We start from the raw sequence: 13,469 nt of genomic DNA on the forward strand, positions 1-13,469 counted from the left end.
CCCATTGCTGCGTAGCTTGATTCTGATGTACCCGATAGATTAATGAGCAATTTTCCAGACTTATCCAGTCACCATTTCAAAGTGATCAGGGAATTGGGTCATAATCGCGCTGGTGGGAGAGTGACCTACCTAGCCCGAAACCAGGTCAATCACCAATTGGTAGTGATCAAGCAGTTTCAGTTTGCTCAACGCAACAGTAACTGGTCAGACTATGAGACCATAGAAGGGGAAATTCAAGTGTTGAGGGGACTGAATCATCCCGGTATTCCCCGTTACTTAGGGTCATTTCAAACCACTAGGGGCTGTTGTTTGGTACAGGAATACAAACATGCTCCTTCCCTGGCTGTACTTCGTAGTTTTGACCCGGAGGAGATTAAGCAAATCGCGGTTGGGTTACTCAACATTCTGGTTTACCTACAACATCGGATTCCTCCGATCATTCATCGAGATATCAAACCAGAAAATATCTTAGTAGATGAGACGATCAATGTTTTTTTGGTAGACTTCGGGTTGGCTCGGATTGGTGATAGTGAACTAGCGGTGAGTACTGTAGCCAAAGGCACTATCGGGTTTATGGCTCCGGAACAGTTATTTGATAAAGCCCTAAGTAAAGCGTCAGACTTATATGGGTTAGGAGCGACCTTGATTTGTTTACTGACTGGTACTCGATCGACTACTATTAATACCTTAATTGATGAAGACTATTGTCTCAATTTTCAGCATCGTCTACCTCAAGTAAGTTTGGGTTGGCTGCAGTGGCTGCAAAGGATGGTAGAACTCAAACCTAAGGACCGTTTTCCTGATGCTGAAACGGCTTTAGAAGCTCTTAAGCCAATCTACGTTATCCGGATTCCAGAGGCAAAACTATCCCAATCGTATCTAGAATTGAGGGCTAAAAAATTAGGGGAAAAACTGACAAAAACTATCACCATTTGTAATACAGTTCCAGACACAGCCTTAGAAAGCCGCTGGCAAATTGCTCCCCATGTGAGTGACCCACCCCACACTCCCTACTTCCATGACTGGATTCGATTGGACACAGCTGATGTTAATGGTAATCAAGGGTTGTGCCAAATTACTATAGATACCAGTAAGCTGATGGCAGACCAAACCTATGAGCGAGAGGTATTAATTCACACTAATGCTGAACAGTCAACTCAGGTTTTACCCCTGAAAATCCATACTGCTCCGGTACCAATTGCCACGAAAAAACTTCCCTATCTATCCCTAGCGCTATTGATTGGCTTAGCTACTACAGCTACGTGGGTTGAAACTACGGCTTGGGAGGGAATTGTGAGTAACAGTGGGACAATCGGGATTGCGATCGCTACTTTTGTTTCAGTCTTGGTGGCAATGCTGGGATTGACTGCGGCTGTGACATCTGGGGTGATTTCGAAACTGGTCGCAAGACTCAGAGCCAGGTTTAGTATTCCGTTAAAGGCTATGGATACCGTAGCAGCAGTGTTTTTTGCTGGAGTAGCAGCCCTGTTGGTAGCTGGATTTGGTGCCAAGTTTCGCGCTACCGATAGCGCGATTGCTACCTTTGCAGCAGTGGATGCGGTAGTGTTTATGGCAGCCTTTGAAGGGGAAGGAGTCGCTCAAAGCTGCCGAAAGCGTGGGTTTAGTAAAATCTTAGCCCTGGGAGTGCCTGTGTTATCGGTAGCCTTGGGCATTAGTTTAGGTATCGGTTTAAAGCTGGGATTTTTAAATGTGTTGGTACTGATCGCCATTTTAGTGACAGCAGTTCCCTTAGGTGTGATGATTCTCTATCCGCCATTAGAGCGTCTGCGGCAAGTCAAAACCTATCGGAAATTAGAGAGAAATTTGATCAAGCCTTAGAAGGTATTTATTTGGACGAGCGATCGCGCTACTGCCTGCACTCAGTTTTTTGTGACCGCAACAAAATAATAGATCTCGACTCCCTTTTATTTGTGGGTCTATGGTTTACCTACAACGTTTAACAATGTTTAACAATTAATAGTTAACCACCCAAGCCGCTATTATATTTTTTGATATTTAATTAGGTAATTTATTATTCCCTATTACCCATTATCAAAAAGCGCTCAGCTATATAGCGTTTTCCATACTAATGAGGAACACATTATTTTTTGCCTATTCCCTGTTCCCTGTTCCCTGTTCCCTGTTCCCTGTTCCCTGTTCCCTGCTCCCTGCTCCCTGCTCCCTGCTCCCTGCTCCCTAAACAAATGCACCTCACCCAATTGAAAAGCGCTATATTGAGTTCGTGATTAACAAAACTTGGTATCTTATAAAATTTTGTAATTTTATAGGTGTTTAATAGTTTGGCTTTGGAGTAACAGGTTTTATTAATGTAGAACTCCCCTAGCAGCTGATCGGCCTTTGATGATTTCAAACATGCTGTATCAGCACGCTCTGCAGTCAGGACTTATCGAATTTTTCACAGGCTGAGAATACACTGATTCATGATTACCATAGATAATTAATCGTTCTCACTTCTGTCTGGGTGTCGTTTATTCAATTGAAAATCACTTACGTGCAACCAACTGTAAATAAATATACTAAACCCGGTAGACAGGAGAGCAATTTTTAGGGCAAGATTATTTAGTTCAGAATATTGTCAAATGTCTGTTGTTTCTACGGTCAGGGTTATTGTGCCCGGTACTACCGCTAATCTAGGACCAGGTTTCGATTGCATAGGCGCAGCGCTAACTGTGTATAACCAGTTTAAAGTCACTCGCCTGGAGTCGGTAAATTCTGGATCAGTCAAGCTTAAGATTGATGTTACTGGTGTGGAAGCCAACAAGGTGAGTAGAGATGAGAGTAATCTTGTCTATCGAGCGTTTGTGACCTTATATGAGCGTCTGGGAAAAACTCCGCCTCCGGTACACCTAGAGATTGATTTGGGGGTGCCTTTGGCACGAGGATTGGGGAGTTCGGCCACAGCGATTGTTGGAGGATTGATTGCTGCAAATCAGTTAGCGGGTAAACCTCTTTCTCATCAGGAGGTAATGGAGTTAGCGATCGCAATTGAGGGGCATCCTGATAATGTGGTTCCAGCGCTTTTGGGGGGATGTCGTTTGACCGGTCGAGGTTTGGCGATGAAACCCCAAAGACCCCAAAGACCCGAAGCAAAAGAACAGGATTGGGTAGTTTGTGATGTTGCTTGGTCTTCTGATCTGGTTCCGGTGGTGGCAATTCCAGATTTCGAGCTTTCAACACAGGAGGCACGGCAGGTGTTGCCTGATAGCTACAGCCGTGCTGATGCAGTGTTGAATGTGGCCAGTTTGGGGTTGTTGTTGCGGGGTTTGGAGTCTGGTAAGGGGGATTGGATACGGGTCGGTTTGCAAGACAGGATACATCAGCCTTATCGCCAAAAGCTGATTCCTGGTTATGACGCTGTGGAGGCGGCAGCTTTGGATGCTGGAGCCTATGGCATGGTGATTAGTGGGGCTGGTCCTACTTTGTTGGCCTTGGTGAGTGAGTCCCAAGCACCAGCGGTTCAGGAGGCAATGGCGGTAGCTTGGACCGATGCCGGGATTGAGGCTCAAGTGCGATCGCTTTCTCTAGATTCCCACGGCACCAAGATTGCTCTGGAATTAATTAGCTAATACCACATCCGATGGTATGACCCCCTGCTGGTTATAGTTGGTAATTGCTAGCTGATTACCCAAAATCTCTTACCCCTTAGCAGAAGGGTTCTGGGGGTGACCCACCTTAACCTAAATTTTTAACAATTCTTTAATTTTTTGGTAGCAATGGCTACTGAAAAATTTTTTTTGTGTTTTTTTGGTAAATACCCTTTGCAAATCTTTACTTTACTTAATATACTGAAATCATGTGGCAATAGGTATTTATTCTTAGCTATGGTCTCCGTAAATTTTCCTTGGATAACGACGATTATTCTGCTGCCCCTAGTGGCATCTCTGCTGATTCCGATCATTCCCAGCAAGTGGCTGAGGATGATTCGTTGGTATGCCCTAGGTGTAGCCCTTCTGGATTTTGTCCTAATGATCTATGGGTTTTGGCATCATTACGATTTCCGAAACTCCGATTTTCAGCTCAGGGAAAGTTATACGTGGATACCCCAGCTTGGCATTAGTTGGTCTGTAGCAGTCGATGGCTTATCGATGCCTCTGATTGTGTTAAGTGGCTTAGTCACTACCTTAGCTATTGTTGCGGCTTGGAAGATTAACCATAAACCGCGTTTGTTTTACTGCTTGATGCTGTTCATGTATAGCGCCCAGATCGGGGTGTTTGCAGCTCAAGATTTAGTGTTGTTTTTCCTAATGTGGGAATTAGAGTTGCTGCCAGTGTACTTGCTCATTTCTATATGGGGAGGAAAACAACGCTTCTACGCCGCAACCAAATTTATTCTTTACACAGCAGCAGGTTCAGTTTTTATCCTGGTCGCCGCGCTAATGATGGCGTTTGCTGGAGATACAGTCACCTTTGACATGCAAACCCTAGGGAATCGGAATTACCCGATAGCTTTGGAACTAGTAGCTTATGCGGGTTTCTTAATTGCCTATGGTGTCAAGTTGCCGATTTTTCCGCTACATACTTGGTTACCAGATGCACACAGCCAAGCTTCTGCTCCAGTCTCGATGATATTAGCTGGGGTCTTATTGAAAATGGGTGGGTATGGACTGATGCGCATGAATCTAGAAATGCTTCCTCATGCCCATACTTACTTCGCACCAGTGCTAGCAGTATTAGGTGTGGTCAATATTATCTACGGTGCTTTGCTTGCTTTTAGCCAAGACAATCTCAAACGACGACTAGCTTACTCATCAATTTCCCACATGGGTTTTGTGTTGATTGGCATTGCTTCGTTCACTGAATTAGGAATGAATGGAGCTATCTTACAGATGCTTTCCCATGGGTTAATCGCTGCTGCCTTATTCTTCCTATCTGGTGTCACCTACGAACGTACTCATACGCTAGCGATGGCGAAAATGGGAGGAATGGCACAAGACATGCCCAAAGTATTTGCCCTTTTCACTGCTGGTTCCATGGCATCCCTAGCCTTACCAGGAATGAGTGGTTTTGTTGGTGAGTTGTCAGTCTTTCTTGGAGTCACCACTAGCAGTGTTTACAGCTCATCTTTCAAAGTCGTCATCGTTCTATTAGCCGCAGTGGGATTAATCCTAACTCCGATTTATCTGCTTTCACTGCTCAGACAGGTATTTTTCGGTAAATATAACTCTGGAATAATTATTGAGAAATACCTAGGGGATGCCAAGCCTCGCGAAATTTTCGTTACCGCTTGTCTGTTAATCCCTATTATTGGCATCGGTCTTTATCCGAAGCTAGTCACTCAAACCTATGATGTGAAAACTGTAGCGGTTGCTGCTCAAATGCGCCAATCCTTACCAGTGATTGTTCAAGAGGAATCACCTCTATACTCTGGTACCTTCACACCGCCACAGTTACCTAATACAAATCCTCAACCTATTCTTGGGGTTACCAATTACTGAGTACTTCCTGTTACTGATTAGCGGGAGTTAAACAAAAAGAACGCCCCAAACAAAGCGGGTGCATCCCACTTTGGAAGAAACATACCCCAAATAGCTGTATCATGGTGATTCTACCGCCGAAATAAAACGATATATTTGCCAAAATGAGATGCTCCCAACAAACCGGGTGCATCTCACTGTTTTTATGAAAAGCGCGAGGGGAGAAAACCCCCTGTTCTATTGCTGTATCCCTTTCGAAATTATGAATAAATTCGCGCCAAAATGCCCAAAGGTAGCGATATTAGACTGGATTTATATCTTGATTTCTGTTTAAGTCCCGCTATGGGATTTTTATCCAAGATTGGGGAAGTAATGATAATATAATTGCGTTCCTGTAGGGACTCTGTCAGACTACTGTACAAGGAAGCCAAGCCAAAATGAATGTGACTCTTACCGTAAATGGTAAACAGCACACCCTCACCATTGAACCCCGTGTAACACTCCTAGATGCTCTGCGTGAATATTTGGGATTAGTCGGGAGTAAAAAGGGGTGCGATCATGGACAATGTGGAGCCTGTACTGTTTTAATTGATGGTCAGCGAGTTTATTCCTGTCTCACTTTGGCAGTCATGCAAGAAGGTAAGGAAATTGTTACCGTTGAAGGTTTGGCAACAGGGGATACTCTCCATCCGGTGCAGGAGGCATTTATTGACAATGATGGCTTCCAATGCGGCTATTGTACCCCAGGGCAAATTTGCGCTTCTGTGGCTCTTGTGGAGGAAGTTAAACGGGGTTGTGTTAGCGCGGTGACACCAGATTTGCATAGTCCTCCACAACTAGCTGAACTCTCCGAGGCGGAAATTAAGGAACGACTGAGTGGGAATCTCTGCCGATGCAGTGCTTACAATGGTATTGTGGCAGCCGTACAGCAGGTAATTGGACAAAAACCACCTTCTCCTGTGGCAGCGGTGATGGTCAGTGAATATGGAAATAACAAAGGATCATGAATAACTTCACCTATACCCGTGCCACTTCCTTGTCAGATGCCGTGAACCAGGCAGTTGCTGACCAACACTCCATGTTTATTGCTGGTGGAACGAATTTAGTTGACCGTCTGAAAGTATTCTTAGATCAGCCATCGCAACTGATTGATATCTCTCGGTTACAGATGCATAACATTGAACCGATGGCTGATGGTAGTCTGCGTCTGGGAGCGCTAGTTAGTAATACCGCAGTGGCAGACAATAGTGATATTCGCCGCAACTATCCCATGTTAGCTAGGGCAATTATATCTGGCGCATCTCAGCAAATTCGCAACATGGCTACAGTGGGGGGAAACCTGCTGCAACGTACCCGTTGTCCCTATTATTACGATACCGCCTTTCCTTGTAATAAACGGCAACCAGGGACAGGCTGCCCCGCAATCACGGGAATTAACCGTACTCATGCCATCCTTGGTGCCAGCGAGCAGTGTGTAGCAGTACACCCGTCAGATATGTGTGTTGCCCTAGCTGCATTGGATGCGGTGGTGGAAGTAGCAAGTGCCCAAGGGCAAAGGCAGATACCGTTTACAGATTTCCACCGTCTACCGGGAAATAGACCCGAGCAAGACACTAATTTAGAACCAGGGGAGTTAATTACCGCTGTGATTCTGCCGACCTTATCCTTTGGGAAATCTGGGGTTTATTTGAAAATACGCGATCGCGCTTCCTATTCCTTTGCTTTAATTTCTGTGGCGGCGGCGGTAAACTTGCAAGGGGAGCAAATCCAAGCTGCACGCTTGGCAATGGGTGGGGTAGCACACAAGCCTTGGCGAGCAACAGCAGCAGAAGAGTTTTTGATTGGTAAGTCGGCGGATGTAGCAACATTTACCGAGGCGGCAGAAATTGCCTTGGACTTAGCGAAACCTTTAACTGACAACGGTTATAAAGTCAAACTGGCAAAGCGGGCGATTCGTCGCGCCCTCATGGTTTCTGCTCAAGGAGGAGGAGTAGCATGAATCAAGTAACTAGTACTAGTATTAACCGCAAGGATGGACGAGCAAAGGTTACAGGGACAGCAACCTACGCTGCTGAACATCAAATTCCCGGTTTAGTTCATGGTTATCTGGTGACTGCTAATATTGCTCATGGGCAGATTAAAAGTATTGATACCCAAGCAGCAGCAACAGCACCAGGGGTAATTGCAGTTTTCACCCATAAAAACCCGCCGACTGTATCTAAACCAGCTAACGATTTTTTAACCTCGAAAATCTACGAGGCACGACTACCCTTATCAGATGACCAAATTTACTACGCAGGGCAAATTATTGGTTTGGTAGTCGCAGATACCTTTGAACGGGCACGTCACGCTGCCCATTTAGTTAAGGTAGAATACGTCACCCAAGAACCAATTGTAGAAACCAGCAAAGCTACCTTTAACGAAGCTCCACCCATGCTTGGGCAACAGATGACCTTTGAGAAGGGGAATGTTGCTGCTGGGTACTTTGCCAGTGCCATGGCAGGTGTAGGAGCCGAGATTACAGCAACATACACAACTTCCACTGAACTACACGCAGCGATGGAACCCCATGCTATCATTGCTCACTGGCAAGATGCAGACACCCTGACTGTCTACGAACCATCCCAGTGGGTAATCGGTAGTCAGCGTACTTATGCAGACCTGTTTGGACTTGCCCCAGAAAAAGTCCGTATTATCACACCTTTTATTGGTGGAGCCTTTGGTTCTAAAGCCTTCCCTTGGCCCCATGCCATTCTTGGTGCAGCAGCAGCCCGTCAACTGCAACGTCCCCTGAAAGTTGTTCTCAGCCGTCGGCAAATGACCGCCAACACCGGACACCGGTCTGAAACGGAACAAACGATTCGTTTAGGGGCAAATGCTGATGGTAGCTTGATGGCCATAGACCATGGGGTTAAATCCTGTACCTCACCAGTTGAGATTTTTACTGAACCTTGTACAGGCATCACACCAGTTATGTACGCTGCACCCAATCTGCGAACCCGTCAGGAATTGGCGGTCATGAACGTTGGGACACCCGCATTCATGCGTGCCCCAGGGGAAAATCCGGGGTTATGGGCACTAGAATCAGCAATGGATGAATTGGCGTGGGAGTTAAAAATCGACCCAGTGGAACTGCGGTTAAAAAATGAAACTAAGGAACACCAGCGCCAGGGTTTACCGTTCTCTGCCAAGGATTTCGCAGAATGTTTGCGGCTGGGTGCGCAACAATTTGGGTGGCAAGATCGACCAAAACAGGTGCGCTCCCTCACCCGTGATGGTAAGCTAATTGGTTGGGGCATGGCGGCATCAACCTTCCCCGCTTTACGGAGTTCAGCCACAGTCACAGTACGGTTGTTAGCCGATGGTACTGCCCATATCCTCACTAGTGCTAATGACATGGGTACTGGTGCATATACCATTGTTGCAGGTACAGCAGCCGAGGTATTGGGGCTAGCCGTCGAACAGGTACGGGTGGAGATGGGAGACTCCTTACTGCCAAATGGTGGGATGGCGGGTGGTTCCCAAATGACAGCAACCCTTGTACCAGCAGTGATGGCGGCTTGTGAGGCAGTTCTCAAGACGGCTCATGCCGCAACAGCCCAAGAAGCCTTTGCCACCCTGCATCAGTCGGGACAAGCTGCGTTTGAAGCGACAGCCTCTTCTGCAGCCGGTGAAGAGGGGAAGAAATGGGCATTCCAATCCTGGGGGGCACATTTTTGTGAAGTCAGCGTAGATGAAGACATTGCCCGCTTGCGCGTCAACCGTTGGGTGTCTGTGATGAATATTGGGCGAGTAATGAATGCCAAAACTGCAGCGTCTCAGATACGGGGTGGTGTAATTATGGGTATTGGGCACGCCTTGATGGAAGCCTGTGATTTTGACCCCAATATTGGCTATCCTGTGGTTTACGACCTGGCCACCTATCATTATCCCAGTCATGCAGATATTCCCCGGATTCAGGTGACATTTGTAGGGGAACCCGACTATAACTTTAATCCCGCAGGGGTGCGGGGTTTGGGTGAAATTGGGATTACAGGAGTATCGGCTGCGATCGCTAATGCTATTTACCATGCTACAGGTAAACGTATCCGTGATTTACCAATTACACCGGATAAGTTGTTGTGACACACATAACAGAAGAGGCGTTCCATTCAACGCCTCTTCTGTTATGTGATGATGTTTATGTTGTGATGATGTTAATTTTCATATAAGTCAACCACGGGTAAACCTTTTTTGGGAATGCTGCTGATAAATCTTTACCGAATTCAGCCTAGTTTATAGGAGAAAATTAAACTCAATATTCCCAACATAGCTGGTACCAAAACTAGTCTTATATTCAGATTAATTAGTATTAGTAACAAGACTAATATTGCCAAGACTGCGGTAAAATTTAGACAATAATCTTTAGAATTTATCTATCAACACTAGAGATTGCCGACAACTAGGGCAATGCTTTGTATGTCTTCGGAGAGCGATCATAGAATTGCTGATCACTTAATTATTGGAAAGGTGCTTATGTTAATCCCTGCCATGCAGGTTTTCCACTAAATCCTTACCTAAAATCTAAAATTTCAAATCTCATGACCACACCTGCCCATAATGTCATCCAGTCCATCTATGAAGCCATCAATCGTAGGGATGTTAACGCTGCGATGGAGTGGATAGACGACCAGTGTATTTACGAGGATCTCAACTTTTCCCAACCATTCAAAGGAAAGGAAGCTGTCAGACAACTTCTGGAAGAATCCTGTCAAGGTATCCCGGATGAGTTAAAATTCGTAATTGATGATATCACCACAGGCGATCCCCTGGCAGTAGGAATACTATGGCACGTTGAGTTAGACGGCATTCCCTTTCCCAACGGACGAGGTGTTAGCTTTTATCGTTGTTCTGAGGTAACTGGCAAGTTAGTTTTAGCCCGTGATCTGGTTGAACCCCCCATAAAACCAGGGAAGGCGGCATTCTTTATCATCCGACTAGTATCTCCGCTGATACGGATACTGCTGAAAGATCGGCAAGATAAAAGTACCATGGAAATCTCTCCCTTAGGCCAAGGGATTCCAAAAAGTCAACGCTTTCTTCCTCTAGTATTTGGGTTAATAGCGATCGCCTATATTTACATTCTGTTGCTATCTCCACCAGGGCAACTTATTCCAGGGGAACCCGCTTGGGCTATTCAACCAGAAACTATAGAGGAAATAGTAAATGAATCTCTGAATTTTTTCTTTATTTTACCCCTTTTTAACCGAGTAGGCATTAATTATTTAGAAGCACCAGTGGTTCATCCTACCTTAGAAGCACTCTTCAACTTTGCCGAAGCTTGGATTTTCATGTTTTTACCTCTACTCCTCGTCGATAGAAGGACAACTCATCTCCCCAAGATTCTGATTTGGAGTCTGGCGATGTTCGGAACCAATGCTGTTCTTACCCCTTATATGGCACTGCGCTATAATACACCAATTCCTCCAGTAAAGGAGGAAACGAACAAGGGAATATTAGCTCGTGTATTTGGTTGGACAGGAATGATAGTGGGGATAATTGCCTTATTTTGGGGGGTACTTTGCCGACCAGAGTTTGGAGATTTGGTCGAGAGAATGAACTATTTTGGCGAGCAATTGATGACGAACCGACTTACATTAGCTTTCTGTGTAGATTTAGTACTTTTTTCCCTTTTTCAGGCTTTACTTTTGGGTGCAGTTAACAGCAGAATTGGCTGGTTTCGATTTATTCCTTTCTGGGGACTTGCGCTATGGCTAATTATATGATTTGCTTGGAGGTTGGCTCAGCAAGAGCGGACGCAATTTGCTGCCCCAAATCACTTTTATTATCAAATCATAACTATAGCAATTCTCTTTCCCATGAGGTACAAAGGGATCCCCCTAAATCCCCCTTAAAAAGGGGGACTTTGAGGTTGAAAAGTGTACCTCATAAATGCAATAAACGCTATATGTAGTTTTGGCATCATCTGGTGTTAAATATCAAAAAGTTTACCCTAACGCTCAGATGACTGTGCTGCGGAGCATTTTTATTCAGTAAAGAGGAATTAATAATGTTAGAACTATATTTAGACAGTGCCGATGTTGAACAAATAGCACGTTTTCACTCTTGCTTACCAATTAAAGGAATAACAACTAACCCCAGTATTCTGGCTCAAGCCAACATAGGTGTTAATCAACTACTTAAAGAAGTAAATACTATACTAGGGAATGAGGCACGTTTCCACATTCAAGTTATTAGTCAATCTGTAGATTAAATTATCGTTGAAGCTGATAAAATAACAGCTTTACCCTATGATATTGTGGTTAAAATTCCCGCCACGGAAATAGGTCTGGTGGCAATAAAACAGTTACATCAGAAGCAGATACCTCTATTAGCTACGGCAATTTATACAGTTCAACAAGGTTTTTTAGCTGCATTAGCAGGTGCAGATTATTTAGCTCCTTATGTAAATCGAATTGATGTTTTTGGGGGAAATGGTGTCACAGTTGTGGAGCAACTTCAACAACTTATCCAACAACAACAGCTAAGTTGTTGTTTATTACCTGCTAGTTTTAAAAATCCGCGTCAAGTTTTAGAGGTATTACAAGCAGGGGTTGGTGCGATTACTTTGCCTGTAGGTATAGTGGGACAAATGGTTTTACATCCGGCTATACCTTTGGCCGTTGAACAATTTAATACTGATTGGCAACAAGTCTTTGGTGATAAATTAGCTTTTGAAACTTAATGTGACCTGAGTTTTGGATAATAAAATAGGCAGATATAGAGACCATACATAAACATACATATAGAGTTGATCGCAGTTATGAAGTACCTAAAACAAAATAATTTGTACCTGTTCCAATTGCAAACCGCTGTAAATATATTATGTTTATTGATTACATATTGTCACCCATCAAAGAAGCCCAGTCTTCATCTGGACTGGTTTTTACTTTAATCGGCTTAACCAAAACTCAGATTATTTTAAAATTTTTGACAACAATAACACCATGTTCCCATAGAGATTGTTTTAATTGATGTCTTTGTGAATCTGTCAGATTAAGCAAGTTACATCCTGGAAGGACTTCCAATCCTAGTCTGGAGTTATATTGTGTTTGTTTTAATGGATTTTTGATAATCATAAAAGTTCCTGTTTTTAGAGACTAGAATAATTATAATCGAATTTAACCTCAGGCTTATAGTTAAAAACCCAATTTTGATATTCTTCGCTAGTCATCTGTGACTGCTCCTGCATTTGCTGATTAGCAGCCTCCCTGTCCGTTGTGTAGTAACGCATTTCACCCAAAGCACTACGGGTTTGCATCAGTTGGCTACGGGGTATACGACGCTGTTCGTAGCGAGCCAGAGCTTCTTCAATGCTGGATGCTTGGGAACAGCACAACGCTAGTTCATATGCGTCTTCAAACGTACTATTTGCTCCCTGTGCCAAAGCAGGAGCCATAGGGTGAGCGGCATCACCCAACAAAGTAACTCTACCTTGACTCCAAGATTTGAGGGGTAAGCGATCGCAAATTGGTCCGTCCAAAATTCGCTCTGCTGGTGTTGCTTCCACAAGCGATCGCAATGATTCTCCCCAGTCTGCTAATTGATTGAGAAGCCGAGATTTGACCTCAGCCGCATCTTGGGAAAGGGTATAATCCGGTGATAACTGACGATATAGCCAGGAAATATGCCCATCACCGACATTTAGGAGGTACATAAATTCTTGATTACCTTTCACAAACCCGAGTTCACCGGGATTCAGTAATTCTTGGTTACATTTGATAACAGTACGCCAAGACATACTTACTAAATAGCGGGGTTTGCCGTCTCCAATTAAAGCTTCTCTAATGGCAGAATTTATAGATTAATAGCTTACAATAAAGCGTTTTCAGGTTCATTGTCACCCCCTCAGCTCTAAATTTTTATTTTAATTTAAAATATAAAAATTGATTATATTTTTACATAAATGAAGCGATCAAGGATAAATTAGTATTTGACTTAATGAGACTAAATCATAATAAACGAAAGTATTATCAACGAGATATAATGGCTAGA

8 protein-coding genes and 1 pseudogene are annotated in these 13,469 nt (G+C 44.2%); 8 read left to right on the forward strand and 1 reads right to left on the reverse strand.

The genetic code is table 11. The annotated features are described in order from the left end of the window. Positions 1 to 42 precede the first annotated feature (42 nt). The 8 genes and pseudogenes from F6K53_RS08545 (at position 43) to F6K53_RS08580 (ending at position 12,159) form a co-directional block, all read left to right on the forward strand. Entirely contained in the window at positions 43 to 1,839 is a 1,797-nt protein-coding gene (locus F6K53_RS08545; RefSeq protein ID WP_293018759.1) for a serine/threonine-protein kinase, read from the forward strand. A 761-nt stretch (positions 1,840 to 2,600) separates the two neighbouring features. Continuing rightward, a complete protein-coding gene (thrB, locus tag F6K53_RS08550) occupies positions 2,601 to 3,587 on the forward strand; it encodes a homoserine kinase (protein WP_293064593.1) in 987 nt (328 codons plus the stop codon). A 255-nt stretch (positions 3,588 to 3,842) separates the two neighbouring features. Further along, positions 3,843 to 5,456: an NAD(P)H-quinone oxidoreductase subunit 4 gene (locus F6K53_RS08555; RefSeq protein WP_293064595.1), complete on the forward strand. Its 1,614-nt coding sequence runs from the start codon at positions 3,843 to 3,845 to the stop codon at positions 5,454 to 5,456. A gap of 416 nt (positions 5,457 to 5,872) precedes the next feature. Continuing rightward, the gene (locus tag F6K53_RS08560) at positions 5,873 to 6,442 is read left to right on the forward strand and encodes a 2Fe-2S iron-sulfur cluster-binding protein (protein ID WP_075898750.1); all 570 of its coding nucleotides are present in this window, start codon (positions 5,873 to 5,875) and stop codon (positions 6,440 to 6,442) included. Next, positions 6,439 to 7,434, forward strand: a complete 996-nt coding sequence (locus tag F6K53_RS08565; RefSeq protein ID WP_293064598.1) for a xanthine dehydrogenase family protein subunit M — start codon at positions 6,439 to 6,441, stop codon at positions 7,432 to 7,434. The genes F6K53_RS08560 and F6K53_RS08565 overlap by 4 nt, the downstream gene beginning before the upstream one ends. After that, positions 7,431 to 9,560, forward strand: coding sequence for a xanthine dehydrogenase family protein molybdopterin-binding subunit (locus tag F6K53_RS08570; RefSeq protein ID WP_293018774.1), 2,130 nt, complete (start codon positions 7,431 to 7,433; stop codon positions 9,558 to 9,560). Before F6K53_RS08565 ends, F6K53_RS08570 begins: the two co-directional genes overlap by 4 nt. A 455-nt stretch (positions 9,561 to 10,015) precedes the next feature. Further along, positions 10,016 to 11,200: a nuclear transport factor 2 family protein gene (locus tag F6K53_RS08575; protein ID WP_293080371.1), complete on the forward strand. Its 1,185-nt coding sequence runs from the start codon at positions 10,016 to 10,018 to the stop codon at positions 11,198 to 11,200. Between the two features lie 284 nt (positions 11,201 to 11,484). Further along, positions 11,485 to 12,159, forward strand: a pseudogene (locus tag F6K53_RS08580) (transaldolase family protein). Between the two features lie 408 nt (positions 12,160 to 12,567). On the opposite strand, the gene F6K53_RS08585 reads toward F6K53_RS08580, so the two are convergent. Next, complete coding sequence (locus F6K53_RS08585; protein ID WP_293064605.1) at positions 12,568 to 13,215, reverse strand: NAD(P)/FAD-dependent oxidoreductase; 648 nt, start codon at positions 13,213 to 13,215, stop codon at positions 12,568 to 12,570. Positions 13,216 to 13,469 lie beyond the last annotated feature (254 nt).

This window comes from Moorena sp. SIO4A1, from assembly GCF_010672065.1.
In the GTDB taxonomy this organism is placed as follows: Bacteria; Cyanobacteriota; Cyanobacteriia; order Cyanobacteriales; family Coleofasciculaceae; genus Moorena.

What these genes read in the sequence shown, in the direction of transcription:
- F6K53_RS08585 (WP_293064605.1), bottom strand. Translation starts at nt 13,215, where the DNA reads ATGTCTTGGCGTACTGTTATCAAATGTAACCAAGAATTACTGAATCCC.
- F6K53_RS08555 (WP_293064595.1), top strand. Translation starts at nt 3,843, where the DNA reads ATGGTCTCCGTAAATTTTCCTTGGATAACGACGATTATTCTGCTGCCC.
- thrB (WP_293064593.1), top strand. Translation starts at nt 2,601, where the DNA reads ATGTCTGTTGTTTCTACGGTCAGGGTTATTGTGCCCGGTACTACCGCT.
- F6K53_RS08570 (WP_293018774.1), top strand. Translation starts at nt 7,431, where the DNA reads ATGAATCAAGTAACTAGTACTAGTATTAACCGCAAGGATGGACGAGCA.
- F6K53_RS08565 (WP_293064598.1), top strand. Translation starts at nt 6,439, where the DNA reads ATGAATAACTTCACCTATACCCGTGCCACTTCCTTGTCAGATGCCGTG.
- F6K53_RS08575 (WP_293080371.1), top strand. Translation starts at nt 10,016, where the DNA reads ATGACCACACCTGCCCATAATGTCATCCAGTCCATCTATGAAGCCATC.
- F6K53_RS08560 (WP_075898750.1), top strand. Translation starts at nt 5,873, where the DNA reads ATGAATGTGACTCTTACCGTAAATGGTAAACAGCACACCCTCACCATT.
- F6K53_RS08545 (WP_293018759.1), top strand. Translation starts at nt 43, where the DNA reads ATGAGCAATTTTCCAGACTTATCCAGTCACCATTTCAAAGTGATCAGG.